Origin of the sequence: Xanthomonas euvesicatoria pv. euvesicatoria (assembly GCF_020880415.1) — a bacterium.
Taxonomy (GTDB): Bacteria; Pseudomonadota; Gammaproteobacteria; order Xanthomonadales; family Xanthomonadaceae; genus Xanthomonas; species Xanthomonas euvesicatoria.
Genome location: NZ_JAJIUJ010000119.1, coordinates 92,508 through 109,469, shown reverse-complemented (window position 1 = coordinate 109,469; position 16,962 = coordinate 92,508). Strand labels below are relative to the sequence as shown.

At 65.8% G+C, this 16,962-nt stretch carries 15 protein-coding genes; 7 read left to right on the top strand and 8 right to left on the bottom strand.

Going from position 1 to position 16,962, the window contains the following annotated elements; translation table 11 throughout:
• Positions 1-87 precede the first annotated feature (87 nt).
• Positions 88-735: a DUF938 domain-containing protein gene (locus LN450_RS21085; protein WP_039418328.1), complete on the bottom strand. Its 648-nt coding sequence runs from the start codon at positions 733-735 to the stop codon at positions 88-90.
• Positions 736-934: 199 nt separating this feature from the next.
• Complete coding sequence (locus LN450_RS21080; RefSeq protein WP_031420517.1) at positions 935-1,729, bottom strand: EcsC family protein; 795 nt, start codon at positions 1,727-1,729, stop codon at positions 935-937.
• A 170-nt stretch (positions 1,730-1,899) separates the two neighbouring features.
• Between LN450_RS21080 and LN450_RS21075 the strand changes: the two genes are divergently transcribed.
• Positions 1,900-2,373: an SRPBCC family protein gene (locus tag LN450_RS21075; RefSeq protein ID WP_008577858.1), complete on the top strand. Its 474-nt coding sequence runs from the start codon at positions 1,900-1,902 to the stop codon at positions 2,371-2,373.
• A 343-nt stretch (positions 2,374-2,716) separates the two neighbouring features.
• On the opposite strand, the gene proP is transcribed toward LN450_RS21075, so the two are convergent.
• The 5 genes from proP to LN450_RS21050 form a co-directional block, all read right to left on the bottom strand.
• Positions 2,717-4,207 carry a glycine betaine/L-proline transporter ProP gene (gene proP, locus LN450_RS21070; protein ID WP_011345832.1) on the bottom strand — a complete coding sequence of 497 codons (1,491 nt, stop codon included), beginning with the start codon at positions 4,205-4,207 and terminating at the stop codon, positions 2,717-2,719.
• A 532-nt stretch (positions 4,208-4,739) separates the two neighbouring features.
• Positions 4,740-5,069, bottom strand: a complete 330-nt coding sequence (locus LN450_RS21065; protein WP_011345831.1) for a thioredoxin family protein — start codon at positions 5,067-5,069, stop codon at positions 4,740-4,742.
• A 20-nt stretch (positions 5,070-5,089) separates the two neighbouring features.
• Complete coding sequence (locus tag LN450_RS21060; RefSeq protein WP_008577854.1) at positions 5,090-5,488, bottom strand: host attachment family protein; 399 nt, start codon at positions 5,486-5,488, stop codon at positions 5,090-5,092.
• Between the two features lie 383 nt (positions 5,489-5,871).
• Positions 5,872-9,594 (bottom strand): M48 family metallopeptidase, encoded by a 3,723-nt coding sequence (locus tag LN450_RS21055; protein WP_039418326.1) that lies wholly within the window; start codon positions 9,592-9,594, stop codon positions 5,872-5,874.
• Between the two features lie 283 nt (positions 9,595-9,877).
• Entirely contained in the window at positions 9,878-10,330 is a 453-nt protein-coding gene (locus tag LN450_RS21050) for an NUDIX domain-containing protein (protein ID WP_011345829.1), read from the bottom strand.
• Between the two features lie 257 nt (positions 10,331-10,587).
• Between LN450_RS21050 and LN450_RS21045 the strand changes: the two genes are divergently transcribed.
• The 3 genes from LN450_RS21045 to LN450_RS21035 all read left to right on the top strand — a co-directional run bounded on the left by LN450_RS21045 (position 10,588) and on the right by LN450_RS21035 (position 12,726).
• A complete protein-coding gene (locus tag LN450_RS21045; RefSeq protein WP_011345828.1) occupies positions 10,588-11,244 on the top strand; it encodes an SDR family oxidoreductase in 657 nt (218 codons plus the stop codon).
• Between the two features lie 109 nt (positions 11,245-11,353).
• A complete protein-coding gene (locus tag LN450_RS21040) occupies positions 11,354-12,418 on the top strand; it encodes a M4 family metallopeptidase (protein WP_011345827.1) in 1,065 nt (354 codons plus the stop codon).
• Positions 12,415-12,726 (top strand): protealysin inhibitor emfourin, encoded by a 312-nt coding sequence (locus LN450_RS21035; RefSeq protein WP_005917446.1) that lies wholly within the window; start codon positions 12,415-12,417, stop codon positions 12,724-12,726. Before LN450_RS21040 ends, LN450_RS21035 begins: the two co-directional genes overlap by 4 nt.
• Positions 12,727-13,026: 300 nt before the next feature.
• Here LN450_RS21035 and LN450_RS21030 read toward each other — a convergent pair whose 3' ends face one another.
• Positions 13,027-13,557: an SRPBCC family protein gene (locus LN450_RS21030; protein ID WP_039419271.1), complete on the bottom strand. Its 531-nt coding sequence runs from the start codon at positions 13,555-13,557 to the stop codon at positions 13,027-13,029.
• A gap of 213 nt (positions 13,558-13,770) precedes the next feature.
• On the opposite strand from LN450_RS21030, the gene LN450_RS21025 reads away from it, so the two are divergent.
• The 3 genes from LN450_RS21025 (at position 13,771) to LN450_RS21015 (ending at position 16,948) form a co-directional block, all read left to right on the top strand.
• Entirely contained in the window at positions 13,771-14,940 is a 1,170-nt protein-coding gene (locus LN450_RS21025; RefSeq protein WP_011345825.1) for an HDOD domain-containing protein, read from the top strand.
• A 236-nt stretch (positions 14,941-15,176) separates the two neighbouring features.
• Positions 15,177-15,365, top strand: coding sequence for a CsbD family protein (locus tag LN450_RS21020; RefSeq protein WP_008575250.1), 189 nt, complete (start codon positions 15,177-15,179; stop codon positions 15,363-15,365).
• 935 nt (positions 15,366-16,300) lie between these two features.
• Positions 16,301-16,948 (top strand): hypothetical protein, encoded by a 648-nt coding sequence (locus LN450_RS21015; RefSeq protein WP_011345823.1) that lies wholly within the window; start codon positions 16,301-16,303, stop codon positions 16,946-16,948.
• Positions 16,949-16,962 lie beyond the last annotated feature (14 nt).

Genomic DNA, 16,962 nt, shown 5'->3' with positions numbered 1-16,962 from the left:
CGCAAATGCGCAGGCTTGTCGCTACACGGTGAGACTTCGCGCCAAACCAACATCATGCCCATCAAGTCCGCCCAGCAGTGCCGGCGATTAACTCGCCGCCGTCAGCCGCCGCCACACCCGGCAATGATTGTTCGCCGGCAAGGCCACGTCATCGATCAACTGCAACCCCACCGATGCCGCCAACGCATCCACCGCTTCGGCATCGCGAATACCCGAGGCAGGGTCGCGCTCGCGCAGCGAGGTGTCGAAGGCGCGATTGCTGTCGCTGGTGAATTGCCCATCGCGGTTGAACGGCCCGTAGATCGCCAGCACCGCATCGGGCGCCATCACCGCCGGCAAGCCGGCAAACAAGGCCTGCACCTGCGGCCAGCCCATGATGTGCAAGGTATTGGCGCTGTAGATCGCATCGAAGCCGCGCTGGCCGCCACGCAGCACCGGCAGGCTGGGCGGCGGTGCGAGCCCGGGCGTGGGCGTGGGCACGGCCTGCAGTGCAATCGGTGGCGGCGTGTTCGGCAGCGCCGCCTCGTCCAGCCATTGCCGCATGCCGGCAAGATGATCGAGGTGATCGCTGGCCTGCCACTGCAACCATGGCATCGCCGCAGCGAAATGCACTGCGTGTTGCCCGGTGCCCGCACCGATTTCCAGCACCTGCTGCCGGTCGGCGAAATGCGTGCGCAGTACCTCGAGAATGGGGTCGCGGTTGCGTGCGGACGCTGGCGAAAACGGTTTGGGCATCATCGGTATCTGTCGTGGTTGCGGCGATTATCGCGCCCAGGCATCGCTTGGCGGCAACCGTTCGGTGAACCGGATACCGCGGCCCTTCGCCCGCAGCGCGTTGCGTTGGGCTGCGTCGGGCCAGCGTCACCCGTGGCTGCGACACCTACTGCACGATGACCTTGCAGTCATCTGCGACCTTCGCATGCAGCGGCACGCATCACCGCGGTGGCGGCAATGCCTCGTACGCGCGCCGCACCGCATCTTCGCCGAAGCGGCGCTCCAGCCGACGCACGATGAAATGTCCGCGCGCCATCGCCTGGAAGTGGCGCATGAACACGGTATTGAGCGTGGCGCCGCTGACTGCGCCGACCAGCGGCACTGCCTGCACGGCGAGTTTTTCGCCCACGTTGACCGAAAACTTCGCCGCGATGCGCGAGACCAGCGAGACCAACGCCGGTGCGCCCTTGCTGGCAAAACCGTGCGCGGCCACGTAGCTGGCCGCCGCACTCAATTGCTGCGCCATCGCCGCACGTACTGCGAAGTAGCCGGATTCGGCGCCGTCGTCGCTGGCGCTGCGCCCGCCATGCGCCAGCACTTCCAGGCACGCCAGCGCGGTGTCGGGGTCGTGCAGCGATTCACCTTCGGCACGGGCGATATCGGCGATGGAGCGCAGCATCACCGTGGTGGTCACCGGCAGCTCCACCATCAAGCCCGGCAGGCCGAAAAACCCGCCTGCACCGCCGGAAACCGCCACCGCCAGCGTATGCCGCGTCGTGGATGCCGGTTGCTGCGCATCGGCCTTGCCGCGCAGGCTCAGCAACGCCGATTTCATCGCCACCTGCAGTGCGCGACGGGTCACGCCATCGATGCTGCGGGTCACTACCTTGGGAAGCCGTTTGGTGATCAGGCTCTCGATCGGCGCGCCCAGCGCATTGGCCAGTTGCGCTGCCACGCCGGGGTTTTCCAGCAATGCGTGGGCCCTGGCCAGATCGCGCTGCGCGGCAGCGTCCATCACCGGTATCGGAAGCGTCGTCATGCCTGCTCATCATGGTTGGGACCTGGCCGATGGTACCCAGCGCGATGTGAGTGCCGCACAAGCGAACCGGACCCTGTTGGGCCTGCAGCGCAATTGGCTGTTAAAATGCGGCAATCATCGGCGTCCAAGCAGCGAATGCTCACCAGATGAATTGCGAGATCCGCCACAGCATCGTCATTGCCGCCGCGCCGGAAGTGGTCTGCGCTGCGTTGTCCGAGCCCAGGCAGCTTGCGCGTTGGTGGACCCGTGAAGTGAGCCTGGCCGACGATCTGGTGCGCCTGGACTGGAGCCGGCAGGGCTGGCGTGTGGAACTGAGCATCGACGAAGGCGCCGATCACCAACTGGTGTGCTGGCGCTGCCACGACTCCAACATGCTCGACACCGACGCCTGGAAAGGCACGGTGATGCGCTTTGAACTGCGCTCCATCAGCCAGGGCACGCAGGTGGATTTCGTGCAGTCCGGGTATCGCGATTCGCCGTGCAAGGAGGCCTGCGCGCGCGGCTGGCGTTTCTTTCTCGGCAGCAGCCTCAAACGCTATGTGGAAACCGGCGAAGGCGCGCCATCGGCCGATATGCGCATGCCCGTGTTGCCAGAGCACAACCCGTACACCGCACGCTAAAGGCAGCAGCGGCGAACCGCAGCATCGTGCAACGCGCTGCGTCGATCACGGGCAACAGCATGTGGACCTGAAACTTGGCGAAGCGACGTTTCCACCCATCCTGTGCGTGACGAACAAGCACAGCCAACACCGCTGCTACGCAAACCGCCAAGCGGTTGCTGGCGACGGTTTTATTAGCCCGCCGACCGTCACCTTCGAAGGTTCCGGCCGTCGCCTGCCTTCAGATTGGCGGCGATGCGCAGCGTCATCGCCCGCATCGCCTCTGGCGTGATCTCACCGGTTGCTGCAACAGCACCGCATGCGCCTGAAGCCACAAATGCATGCCGTGCGAATCGCCGACAACTCACGCCGTGCGCGGTTGGCCCATCGACGCTGTGGTGGTGACCGGCAATTGCGCATCCACCGTCACCGGGCTGTCGGCCTGCAGCAGGGCGCGCGCTTCGGCATCGCTGGCCACTGCCGGCGGCGAGCCGCGTAGCGGCAATCCCGCGGTTTCGCGCACGAACAGCATGGTCAGCAAGCCGATCGCCGCTGCGCCCATCAGGTAGTACGCCGGCACCAGCGGGTCGCCGGTACGCTCCACCAGCCAGGCGGTGACCAGCGGCGTGGTGCCGCCGAACAACGACACCGACACGTTGAAGGCAATCGACAACGCGCTGTAGCGCACCGGCGTGTAGAACAGCGCCGGCAAGGTGGACGGCATCGAGCTGGTGAAGCACACCAAGGCCAGGCCAAGCAGCATCAGCCCGGCGAAAATCAGCCCGTCGTTGCCGCTACCGACCAGCAACAGGCACGGGATCGCCAACGCAAACAGCGTGATGCAGGCACCGATGATCATCGGCCGCCGGCCCAGTTTGTCGCTGAACATGCCGCCGACGATGTTGAGCGGCATCATCACCAGCATCACCAGGATGATCAGCAACAAGCCCTTGCTCTCGGCGTAACCCATCGTGACGCTGAGATAGCTGGGCATGTAGGTCAGCAGCATGTAGTCGGTGACATTGAACACCAGCACCAGGCCCACGCACTTGAGCAGTTGCGGCCAATGCAGGCGCAGCAGCGTGGTCAGGCCCTGCGCGGCGGTCTGCCGTTCGCGCTGCTCGGATTGTTCGGTATAGGCGCGAAATGCCGGGGTCTCTTCCAGCTTCATGCGCATGTACAGGCCCAGCAACCCCAACGGCCCGGCGATCAGGAACGGCACGCGCCAGCCCCAATCGAGCATCTGCGCCGGAGTCACGCTCATGTGCAAGGCGGTCACGGTGGCGGCGCCGGCGATGTAGCCACCCAGCGTGCCGAACTCCAGCCAGCTGCCCATCAGGCCGCGATTGCGATCGGTGGCGTATTCGGCAATGAAGGTGGCCGCGCCACCGTATTCGCCGCCGGTGGAAAATCCCTGCAGCAAGCGCGCCAGCAACAGCAGTGCAGGCGCCCATAAGCCAATGCGCTCGTAAGCTGGAATCAGGCCGATACTGAAGGTGCCCAGCGCCATCAGGATCATCGTGGCGGCCAGGACTTTCTGGCGCCCGTAACGGTCGCCGAGCGGTCCGAAGACCATGCCGCCGATCGGCCGCACCAGAAAGGCCACGGTGAAGGTGGCGAAGGTCGCGATCAATTGTGCGGTGGGGTTGCTTGCCGGGAAGAACACCTGGCCCAGCGTCACCGCCAGATAGCCGTATACGCCGAAGTCGAACCACTCCATCGCATTGCCGAGCGCCGCAGCGCCGACGGCCTTGCGCAGCATGCTGCGGTCCACCACGGTGACGTCATCCAGTTGCAGCTGGCGGCGGCGTTTGAACCAGCCAAAGTGCGAACGCATCGCGCGGGCATCGTGCATCTATGGTCTCCGTAAGTTGCGCCCGGGATATCTCGTCGGGCGCAGGCCGTCGCTACCCACTCGCCCTGGCAACGCACAGGACACGGCACATCACGCAAGCACGGCAACGCATTGCACTCAGATGACACCGGAGGCATTCCCGGACGGCCGCGTGGATTCAACGACGCTGCGGGACAGACGACCAAGGGATGGGCATTGCCCAAGGGCTTGATCAGTGCGCTATGTTACTACAGCCGGCCGATCGATGCAGGCGCGACGGCGCCAGGCGCGCAAAACACCTTGTTTTCTGGCCGATTCATCTGCACTGGTGCGCCATGCGTACGCGCCCGTCCGCTGTGTACGCATCCGCTGCGACGATGTCGCGCACGCCCTGCGTGACGCAGCACCTGCAGCAGCACGATGCATCGCAAGCCCGCTTTTTACAGAGAATGAAAACCTGCTGCGCCTGCGTCAGGCGACCGCACGCCAACGTTCGTCAGCGATGCTCAGCGCCGTGCAAGCGCATCTCAAGGCGATGCGATGTTGCGTGCAATCAGGCTGCATCCAGCAGCGACAACAGGTCTTGTAGGTCCTCACGCGTTTGCGGTCTGACTGCGCGCGCCAGTTCCTGCCCGTCGCGCAGCAGGATGATGGTGGGCCACAGTTTGACGCGAAAAGAGCGGCCCAGCGGCCGCCCTTTCCCGTCTTCGATCTTGCGGTAGTCGATCGCTTCGTATCCGCCCAACAGCTTTTGCAGCAGCGGCTGCGCCGCAATGCAGTGGCCGCACCAGTCGGTACCGAATTCCAGAACCTGCAAACCGGTCTGTGCCTCCACCGCGCTGCGTTCCGGGGCCTGGGTGGCGTACTGGCGAACGAAGCCCATCGTCTGGATGCTCCGCTTGATTACGACAAGGCGCGCTGGATATCTTCCAGCGGCAGGTTGGTCAGATCCTTGGCCAGGTCGCCCACCAGGCGCTGCTGGGTTTCCTTGTGCAGCAGCGGGCGCACGCGGCCCAAGGTGGTCGGGTCGGCCACCAGCACCAGGTGCGTGTACTCGTGCTTCAAGGCGCCATCGTTCAAGGCGTGCGAGAGCTGCTTGGCGAATGTCATTTCGTCCAGGTCTGTTTCGGTGAGATCTTGCGGCGCCTTGCCGGCCGGGCCGTCGTCATCGACGTTCTGCACGTCGGTGCGCGCGTGCTGGCGCAACACCACCTTGGATTCGTTGCCGGTGTTGGTGAACCAGCGGGCTTCGCCGCCGTCGGCCACCACTACCAAAGCGCCCTGAGGAATTTGCAGACTCATCCGATTTCTCCTGGTCGATGTTGACGCTGCCACTGCAGCGCCAGTCGGTCTCAACCTAGGCGAGAAGATGTAAGGATTGCGCCTAGCCGGTGTCAGCAGCGCGTTAGGGCTGCGCGTCGAACTTCGGCAACGGCAGCTGCGCTGCCTGCTGAAAAAAACGCGCGATGGCGCGTTGCGCCTGCTGGCTTCTTCCGTGGGGCGTAGAAAATGGAAGCTGTGCCGCGGCCGGCCGCACCCGCACGGCGGCGCGCGCAGGTGTTGTTCGTTGCTGGGCGTCTGCTCGGCAACGCGGCGTCATCGCGTGCGCTACGCCCGGCAGTGTCCGAGCGAGGGACGTGGCGCCCTCACCTGAGCGATTGCATCGTCGTACACCGGGCACTGCATCAGCCCAGATAGGGGCGCTCGCTGGCAAACAACAGCTGCTGGGCGCCACGCCGCCATGCATCCGGGCAGCGCTGGCCCAGCAGGACCGCCGCCATCGTGTAGGCCAGGCCGCGGCCGACCAGGCTCACGCCGCCCAACGCCGCTTCGGCCTGCTGCTGGCTTCCGCCAGCCTGTACCGCGTCGAAGAACCGGGCGATGTAGGCGCCATCTTCGCCGGTGCCTTGCAGGGTTGCCGCACGCAACGCATCCGTCTGCCAGCCCTCGCGCGCGGCCAGTGCCCAGGCGCTCGGTGCAGTGATCGGGTCGAGCCCGGCGCTTTCGGGTAGCACGCGTGCCTGCTGCAGCAATGCGGCGCTGGCGCCATGGGACGCGGCCGCGAGCCGGACGATGCGCGCCTGCACGTCGGCATCGGCGGCCGCCTCTGTCACTGCCATGTCCAGTTGCCCGTGGGCCAGGGCGTAATAGCTGTGGTACGGCGTGCCCTGGGTGCGCTCACCGCCCTCCAGTGCCACGATCGATGCCAGTGATGGCGACTGCTGCGCCATGCCTGGCAGATCCATCGCCAGGCCGCGGTAGCGTTGCAAACGCGCCAGCAGCGGCAGTACGTCATCGGCCAGTGCCGGCGCGCGCGCTGCCTGTTCGTACAGCGCCTGGGCTTGCGGCAGATGCAGCTGACCGACCTGCACGGCCGCTGCAGCGCGCTGCAGCCACGGGTCATTCGGCCAGCGCGCCTGTGCGGTGACAAACGCCTGGTCGCGCTCGGGGGTATCGCTGCGGCAGCGGATCGCCGCGTACTGCAATGCAGGCGCATCCGGATGCGCCTGCGCAGCGGCGGTCTGTTGGCCGCACACCTGCGCCCGTTGCTCGGGCGTGGCGATGTCCTGCTGCATCCGCAGCGCCACCACGTCTTGCCGGTTGCGCTGCAGGCGCTCGGTCAAAATGGCGGGCAAGGCCTGTGGCGCTGCGCTGCGCAATTGCTCCATCCACTGCTCCAGATACGCCGAGTCCGCAGCGTCCCAGCGCGCGTGCGCGGTGATCAGCGCCAGATCGCGCTCCGGTCCCAGCTCGCCCAACAGCTCGTGGGGCGAACGCCCGGACACGGCCGTGAGCACGTCGCGGTACTGGCCGCCCTTGCCGCTGACCTTCTGCGGCGGCTCGCTGAAGATGTCCTGCGCCTGGGTGCGTTCCCAGCGTGTGGTGCTCAGGCTGCGCGTGGTGTCTTCGCTGGCCGAGCCGTAGCTGGCACGCCAGTTCAGCAGCAGCGCGGCACCGGCCACGTTGTAGGCGAACTGGCCGCCGTGGCCGCCGCTGGGCGCATCGAAACGTTCGATCGCCGCGCCGTTGGCGGTGCGGGTTTCCACATGATGGGTCGAACGCTCTGACAGGCGAAACACATGGCGCTCATTGGCCGGGATGGTGGCCGACTGCCCGTCGATAGCCACCGTCACGGTCTGCTGCAAACCGTTGTAGGCGACCACTTCGGCCATGCCCACCGCGCCGCCGGCCCACAACACGCCAGCCACGATCGATGCGGCCACCGCCACCCGCGCCACCGACGGAAACACGCCGTCGGCGGCCAGAAAGCGCTGCCACAGGTTCTGCCGCAGATCGCGTTGGCGCATCTCGCCCGGCAGGCGGATCGGGTAGTCGGTCGGTGCCGCCGGAGGGGTGGCGTCGGTTGGCGAGGTGTCGCCGCTGCGCAGTCGCTCGGCCACGGCGTTTTCTGCACGCAGCAACTCTTCCAGGCTGGCATCGCGCAATGTGCCCAGGGCGTCCAGGGTGACTTGCACCCAGCTGCCGGCGGCCTTCATCCAGGCATTGATGTTGTTCTCGTCGGCCTCGACCAGACCAAATTCCGGCAGGCACTGCGACCACTGCGGCTTGCCCAGGGCCTGCGCCAGCGGCGCGTTCATCTGCACCTGGCCGGCTTGCGCATACACCTGACCCAGCGCGCGTTGCACCTGATTGCAGGCCGCCACCAGCTTGCGCAATTCCTTGGACGAGACGCGGCCATCGGCGATCACGCTCTGGAAGGTCTGCAGGTACAGCAGATTGGCGTCTTCCAGATCGGCGATGGTGTGGTCGGTGTAATGCAGCACGGCCAGATAGCCACGCAGCAGCGCCGGCCAGCCGCCGCCGATACGGTTGGCTGCCGCCAGGTGCACGCTGCGGCAACGTTGATCATGGCCGCTGACGCGCGCACGCAGCACCCGTAGCTCGTCGTCCAGCTCGGCGATCACCGCCGGCAGCTGCGTGCGCGACAACGTGGTGCCCTTCCAGGTCACCACCCCGCCGGCGGCGCGCAACCCGCCATCCATCAGGCCTTGCAAGGTGGCGCGTTGGCGCTCGCGCTCGCGCAGTTGTTCGATCGCCTGGCCATCGTCGGGCAGGTACAGGCCGTCCAGCGCCTGCAGCAGGTCGCCGGACGGCAGCGGCGTGGCATACAGCTCGTCCAGGGTGCGCGCGGTACGCGTGCACGAGCGCCCCAGGTACAGCCCTTGGTAGCGCCGCGACAACGACAACGCGGCGAAGTCGCGTTCCAACTGCTCCAGCGAAACGGCAGTGTCCACGCAGGTGGGCGCCTGGCCGTTGAACATGCCCAGCGAGACGCGTTCACGCAGCGCCTGGGCGTCATGCAGCAGCTCCATGGCCGGGCGCGCATCGATGGGGCAGGCGATGTAGCGGCGCTTGAGATTCTCCTCGCGTGCGGCGCTGGGCGGATGCGTGGCCCACATCTGCGAGGGCTGTGCGATTTCGCCATGAAACAGCCGGTGCATCGGCGCTGTCTCGGTCGGTACCGCCGGCACCGCCCCATGGCCGGGGTCGTTCAACACCACGCGCATGTGTTCGATGATGCGCGACTGGATGGCGAACAGATCCTTGACCGGGCGGTCCTGGGCGAATTCGCGCGCGGCAAAGCGCAGCGCGCGCTGGAAGCCGTCATCGGCCGCTTCCAGCTTGTGCAGTGCATGCACCAGCGCATCGCTGCCGGTGAGCGATGCGGCGACCAGATCGGCCTGGTATTCCATCTCGCGCGAAAGTGCGCGCTGCGCCAGTACCACGCCGCGGAAGGCGATTTCGACCAGCGAGCGGATCGACCACACGATCAACGACAGCCCCCAGCCGATCCACGCCACGCGCAGGTCGATGCGCGACAGCGTGGCCAGTATGCGGTCCAGCGCATCGCGCTTGCCCACGATGTGCGCGGCAATCTGCTGGGCGATATACACCCAACGGCCGACCGCCATGGTGCGCTGGGCGAAATGCCCGAATTCATGGCCCAGCACCGCCTTCAATTCGCCCAGGTTGAGCACATTGACCAGGCCCAGCCCGATATCCAGATTCTTGCGCGAGGGCAGCAGCAGATTGATCAGCGACAGGTCGTAGAACACCCCGGCGTTGACCTGCGCCGACAGGTACACCTTGTGCGGGCGCGGTGCCCCGGCATCGTCGGCCAGCCGGTACAGGAAGGCGAACAGCGCCGGCTGCTCGGCGGGGGTGAGTTCCAGCGCGCGGGTGTCGCGTTCGGCGCGCTTGTTGAACACCAGCGCCTTGGCCATGAACACCGCCAGAAACGCCGCGCCGGCGGCCACCACCCAAAGCCAGAACGCCTGCTCGCCGCCGGAACCCTGCAGCAAGCCGGCGACCAGCCGGTAGGCGGTCCAGCCGAACCACACCAGCAGGCCCAGGTACACGGCGATGAAACCGCCCAGGCCGAGCATGGCCAGCCAGGCGTTGCGACGATAGTTGCTGCTGGGCGCAGTGAGCTGTTCCGGCACCACGGCCGGGCCTTGCGGATAGAGCGATTCCATTCGTGTCCCCTGATGAGTGGCCGGGCGCCACGCAGTCGTTCGGCATCCCGGCCGTACGATTCGATCCGCCGGGCGCGCTGTCCCCTCGCCCCGGCAGCGCAGAAAATAGCCGAGCGCGGCGACAAAATCCATGTGACCTGCGCGGCGCAGCACATGCCCGCCGCACGAGAGCCGCAGCGCGGCTGTCAGGCAGTCATGCCCGGGCTGCGGCGCGCTTGGCCTGCACCTGCTGCACCTGCTGCACCGCCTGCATGGCCGAGCGGGTCAGTGGCGTGGGCAGGGCATCGAGTGCGAACCAGCCGAGTTCCAGCAGCACCTGCGGTTCGCGCAGCACCGCCTGTTCCGGGCCCTGGATGCTGGCCAGATACACCGGCGCCACCCAATGCTGCGGCGGGTCCATGTCCGGCTCGAAGTGGCTGACCACGCAGAGCACGCGCTGCGGGTGCACCTGCAGGCCGGTCTCTTCGAGCACTTCGCGCACCACCGTGGCTTCCACGGTTTCCATCCAGTCCACCTTGCCGCCGGGCAGCCCCCAATGGCCTTGCTCGGGCGCACGCCCGCGCAGCACCAGCAACAGGCGGCCATCGGCGCGCTGGATGAAGGCACCGCAGCCAACGCGCGGGCGTAACTCGGAAGACATCGGCATCAGCAACTCTCGCAGACTCTGGCCCGTCAGTGTCCTAGATGTGGTGGCTGCGGGGAATGCTGGCCGGCATGTTCGATCGCCACGCCTGGCACTGAGGAGCACCACCCAGGAAGCAACGGCGGCAGCGCGCAACTGCGGAAGGCATGCGCCTGTCGCGGTATGGCAGTGCGGGTGCGCGATTACACCGCCTTAGCACCGCATTGGCGAGGATGGCCGCCTTTCCGCGCCATGTCGGCGCGCAGCTGTTGGAGAGGTGCATGTCTCGAATTCTCGTCATCGGTGGTCACGGCAAGGTGGCGCGCCTGCTCACGCCGCTGTTGGTGCAAGGCGGGCATCAGGTCACCGCGCTGTTCCGCAACCCTGCACACGAAGACGACGTGATGGCCGATGGCGCCACGCCGGTGGTGTTCGATATCGAACACGCACAGACCGATGCCATCGCCGCGCAGCTGGCCGGTCACGATGCGGTGGTGTGGTCGGCCGGGGCGGGCGGCGGCGATGCGGCGCGCACCTATGCGGTGGATCGCGATGCGGCCATTCGCTCCATGCATGCGGCCGAGCAGGCGCGCGTGCGTCGCTATGTGATGGTGTCCTATCTCGGCGCCGGGCTGGAACACGGCATCGGGCCGGACGATGCCTTCTTCGCCTATGCGCAGGCCAAGGCCGCTGCCGATGCGCACCTGCGCAGTACCACGCTGGACTGGACCGTGCTCGGCCCCGGCCGGCTCACGCTGGACCCACCCTCGGGCCGCATCACCCGCGACCCGGGCAGCGATGCCGAAGGCGGCGTCTCGCGTGCCAACGTGGCGCAGGTGATCGCCGCCGCACTGGCAACGCCGGGCAGCATCGGCAAAACGATCGGCTTCATCGACGGGCAGACCCCCATTGCGCAGGCGCTGTCGCAGCTGGAATGAACGCAACACCCCATGCGATCCGCACTGCACGCGGCCACCGGCGCCGGCTAACGAATTCCTAAAGCCGGCGCCCGCATAGTCGCTGGCGCAGCCATTGTGGAGGTCGCTTATGTCCGCGTTTGTCAGCGCGCGCCGCGCCGGGATCCTGCCGCCGTACCTGCTCGAACATGTGGCGCAGGCTGCGCCCGCACACGCGCGCCAGTGCGCGCTGCTGTCGCGGCAAATCACCGCCCAGCTACGGCAGCAGCGCGCACTGGGGCTGCTGGCACGCGCCGATGCGCCGGCGGCAGATGCCAAGGCGCAACAGACCGCCCCGGCGGTGCAGCGGCGCATCTACGATGCCCAGCGAGGCACCGCCCTGCCCGGCACCCTGGTGCGTGACGAAGGTGCCGCCGCCACCCAGGACGTGGCGGTGACCGAAGCCTACGACTACCTGGGCGCGACCCACGATTTTTTCCAGACCGTGTACGGGCGCAATTCGATCGACGCGGCGGGCATGCCGCTGATCGGCAGCGTGCATTACGAGCGTGGCTACGACAACGCGTTCTGGAACGGCGAGCAGATGGTGTTCGGCGACGGCGAGGTGTTCAACCGCTTCACCATCGCCCTGGATGTGGTCGGGCACGAGCTCACCCACGGCGTCACCGAGCGCACCGCCAACCTGATTTATCAAGGCCAGTCCGGTGCCTTGAACGAATCGATTTCGGACGTGTTCGGCGTGCTGATCAAGCAGTACACGCTGCGCCAGAGCGCCGACCAGGCCGACTGGATCATCGGCGCCGGCTTGCTGATGCCCGGCATCAAGGGCGTGGGCCTGCGCTCGATGCAGGCGCCCGGCAGCGCGTACGATGACCCGGCCCTGGGCAAGGACCCGCAGCCGGCGACCATGGCCGGCTATGTCGACACGCAAGAGGACGATGGCGGCGTGCACTACAACTCCGGCATTCCCAATCACGCGTTCTATCGGGCCGCCGTCGCGATCGGTGGGGCGGCGTGGGAGAAGACCGGGCGCATCTGGTATCGCGCGCTCACCGGTGGCGAGCTGGCCGCCGGCGCGGACTTCGCCACCTTCGCCGCGCTGACCGTCGAGGTGGCCAGCGCCGAGTACGGCGCCAACAGCAGCGAAACCGCAGCAGTGCAGCAAGCCTGGCGCGACGTGGGCGTGCTCGCATGAGCCCACAACGGCCACCGGTGGAAACCGGCGTGACCTTGCGACTGGCGCGCGAAGGCGGGGTGGCGGCGTTTCCGGCCATGCGCCGCGAGCGCCAGTTGGCGATGGATGCGCTGGACGATGCGCAGCGGGTGCGACTGCGCAGCGTGCTGGATCAGTGCATGGCGCACGCGTTGCCGGCGCCGCAGGCCGGCGGTGGCGATCGCCGCTATTTCAGCATCGTCTGGGATGGCGCCAGCGAGCCGCTGCGCATCCCCGAAGAACATGCACCTGCGGAAATCGTGCAGCTGTGGAAGCAGGGCACGCTGTAGCGCAGGTCGACGGCCGCGGTGTGACCTGGAAGGCACCGCCTTACAGCGGCGCGTGCGATGCGCGGCATTGGCTTCTTACCCAAACGAAGACACCGCGCGGTGCGCGGTGTCTGTCGGTGAGCGAATGTGGTCCAACTGCGGATGCCTGCACCCTTTAAGCTGCCTAGATGCTCTAGGGCTGCACAGCTGGTGATGCATAGTGGCGCGCACCGCGTTAGCGCGACGTGCAGCGCAGCGGTCAGTCTGAAGACATGCCCCTCATCGCTGCACTGCACCAAGCACGCGGTGCGTGGCAGCCGATCAATTCTCCGGATGCGCTTCCACCAGATGCGCCAACAGCATCAACGAATCCTGCCAACCCAGGTAGCAGGCGTGTAGCGGAATCTGCTCGGGAATGCCTTCCTGCACCACGTGCAGATCGGTACCGCACGGCAGCGTATGCAACTGCACCGTGGTGACCATGGTGCCAGGCAGCGAGGGGTCGTCGAACGCATCGTCGTAGCGCAACAGCACGTTGGGTTGCAGCTCGCGGTAGGTGCCGCCGAACGCGTGGCGCTGGCCATTGGCGAAATTGGTGAACGCCATGCGGAAGGTGCCGCCGACATGCGCGTGCAAATGCTCCACGGTGCAGGTGAAGCCATTGGGCGGCAGCCACTTGGCCACCGCATCGGCTTGGAGGAAGGCGCGATAGTTCCGCTCGGGGCTGGCACGTATGACGCGGTGGAGCGTGACTGTGGACATGGGCACTCGCTTGGGCAGAGAACGTCTCTGCATGCTAGCCATGAACCGGCCGTTGCACATCATCGGCAGGCCATGGCCCGCGTGCGCCAGTATCACGCCCGGGCGGCGGCGGCTCGGCGGGGTATGAGCTGCTGCCTGCTGCACGCACTGCGTTGCCCCAGCCCGCAACGACGCGACGGTGGCCTGCTGCATGTGCGCGCCAGCTTGCCCGACCGTCCGACGGCAATGCCCAGCGACACACGCTCGCATTGCCGCCGCGACCGGCTTCGCGGATAGTCGCCGCACTGATCAGACGATTTTTCCATGATGCTCGTCACTGTGTTGCTGCTCGCCGCCGGACTGCTAGGTGCCGTTGTGCTCGCCGGAGGTCTGTGGTGGTTGCTGGCGCGACGCCGCGACGCCAAGGCCGATGACATCGCGACGCCGTCGGCAAGCAATGCGTCCACAGCACATGCGTCGCCCTCGCCGATTGCACCGGCACCATCGCCTGCCGCGCCGCTGCAGCAGCCCGTGCCGCCGCCCGCTGCGCAGACATTGCAGATCGAACCACCGCCGATGCGCCCGCTGTTGCGGCGCATGTATGCGGCGGTGATGGCCACGCCATCGCTGGCCGAGGGCACGCTGCCCGGCGACCCAGCCCAGGCCGAGGTGTTGGCCGCCGTCGCCGCCGCGCTCGAACAAGTCGACCTGCGGCCGCAATTGCTGCCGCGTCGCCCGCACCTGTTGCCGCAGCTGATGCGTGCGGTGAACGATCCCGATGCCTCCGGCCGCGGCATCGCCGCGATCATCGCGCAGGACCCCGCGTTGGCAGCCAACCTGCTGCGCATCGCCAACAGTGCGCTGTACCGCCCGCAAGGCGGCCCGCTGGAAAGCCTGGAGCGCGCGGTCGTGCATATCGGCACCGAAGGCGTGCGCCAGATCGTCGCCGCGGCCGTCATGCAGCCGGTGCTGAGCCTGGATGGCGGGCTGTACTCACGCCTGCCTGCCGCCGTGTGGGATTACGCCCTGCGCACCGCCACCGCCGCTGCCGCCTACCTGCGCGAACGCGGCGGCGACACCTTGTCCGGTCAACTCGCCGGCTTGCTGCAGGGCCTGGGCGCGATCGTGATCCTGCGCGTCCTGCGCGACACCTACGCCGACCGCCGCGGCGTGCCCTACAACCTGGAGGTAGCCGCCGCCCTGGTCGAACGCCATACCGCCGCAGTGGCCAAGACCATTGCCACCGCCTGGGACCTGCCGCCACAGCTCGGCACCGCGCTGGACGAACAGCGCCCCGAACACGACACCAGCCTGCTCGCCACCCCGCTCGGCCTGGCCCTGCGCTACGGCCGCCTCGCCGCCGCCCTGGCCATGCTCGCCCGCCACGGTGCCGAGCACGAAGACCACGCGCTCGGCATCCTGGCCACCCTGCAGCCGGACAGCGACGCCAACGCCGCACTGTGGCAGCGGCTGGTGGCAGCGAGCGTGGAGTGAGTTGCAGTAACGCTACGGCCGTTGCTTACCGCAGCATCCCAGCGTCAATCAGCCGATGACCATGTCCACTGCATGCCTTGAAGATTCGGCTTAGCCAGGCCCTGCTAGCTGCAGCTGGCGCAAATGCACTAACGCAATTAGTGCATTCGCAACTGGGGCATCCGGATGCAAGCGCACATCATGCTCACGCCGGCGCGCACAGACTGGCCGGGTTCCCCAAACGACGAGCAACATCCATGGATAAGAATCGTATCGACGGTGCCGCCAAGCAGGTCAAGGGCTCGGTCAAGGAAGCCATCGGCCGCGTCACTGGCGACAAGAGCACCGAACTGGAAGGCGCCGCCGAAAAGAATGTTGGCAAGGTGCAGCGCAAGGCCGGCGAAGTTGCCGATGACGTGCGCGACGCTGTCAAATCGAATAAGTAAATCGGGTGCATGATCGGTAGGCGGATGCCTGCCGTGCTGTAAACCGCATCAGGACTATGCGTCGCGTACATCGCACGCAGTGATGTAGCGCAAGCAGCGCTCGATCACCAACGCCCCGACCTGGTCGGGGCGTTGGCGTTTTGGCACGCGGCGCTGACGCTGTATCGCGCGTATAGAACAGCAGGCTGGCGTGCATACCGAACCGGGTCTGAAGGTGGGTATGCATATTGGCGATCGCCTTGCCAGCACCGGGACTATGGGGGCTACTCACTGATGGCAGCGCCTGGCGTGACGGATGCGAGACGGAAGGTAACCATCTCATCACCCGCGGCCGCAGCTTCGCTGCCTCACGCCAGCTGCTACGCAGTGCAGCACGCGGCAATGCGAGCCGCACCAATGCAGCAGCCTAGGCGATGTTTTCCGCATTGCAGAAGACATCGGCACCTGCACCGCAAGCCCATATACTGATGCCGATGCAGGATTCGTGGCCGCGCTGGAAGCGGCGCGGCGGCGTGAACACGAACGGCGTGCGGGAGAGACAATGCGGTGAGCGGGCGGTCGGCGCGTTTTCGGGTATCGGTCGGGGCGAAGGGTGGCGATTGGAGGCGACTTTTTAGGTCTTCTGGTTGTTGACAATGGGAGTTAGTAAAACTAACGTCGCTGGCGTTGAAGCATCTCCCGGAATGTAGGTAATGGAAGACCGGCAGAAAGCGGCAGGCAGTGTGACACAAGCAGGGTCGCTGCACAGATCATCCCAATCCCAATCCCAGGCCGTGGCGTTATTTAGAAAAAATCGAGAAGGTACGTGTGACACCAGCCTGGCACTGCGTCACGTGCTCTTTAATAATAGTGGCACAATCGAATACCTACGCCCAGATGACCCTGAGTCTGACATCGCTAAAGTACGATGGTCTGCCTACGTGTACGGATCGCTTATGAGACTCAGCAAGGTTGCAATGTTTTCGGTTGGCATTCTCTGCATAACTTCGCTATGTGCATGCGCACATACGCCCGGCAACCCAATTTCGCCACTTCCAAAAGAGCCGCGCGCAATGACAACGCCTAATACTTCAACGGTCAACCCTACGCTTAGCGCTGTTGAGATTGGTGAAAGATTTCTGAAACTGCTGGGAGGTTTGGACTCCAGGAAAGATCTGACAATCGATCGGGTCCGCGAAGTTACTGGCATTTCTCTGAAGAAGGTTTCCTTCCCCTCTGAGGGTCTTGAGTCGTATATCCACGGCCAAGCGCTTAGTAACGGCTGGAGCTACTTATTGGAGCTTACTCCCGAGTCTCGCGCTCTCAAGCAGGGCATTGGCCTGTCTTTTGTCAACGAAGATGAAGGATCTTCAAGTCTTCAAGGTAATTGCGTCGACTTTGAGAAATACAGAGATTCGCTTATTGAGATGGGATTTTTGGATTCGCCCGTGCATGGTGAAATTGGCCAGTTACAAAGCTGGCGATTTGCTAAGTTGGCCAACGACGGAAGCGGAAACGATATTGTGATCTCGCTTGTCCCCCAAAATGAAGCGCCTGGTTCTCCCGGCAGGCTATGTGTTAAATCAATTGGAACGTTGAACTAACCAAGGATGGAAGC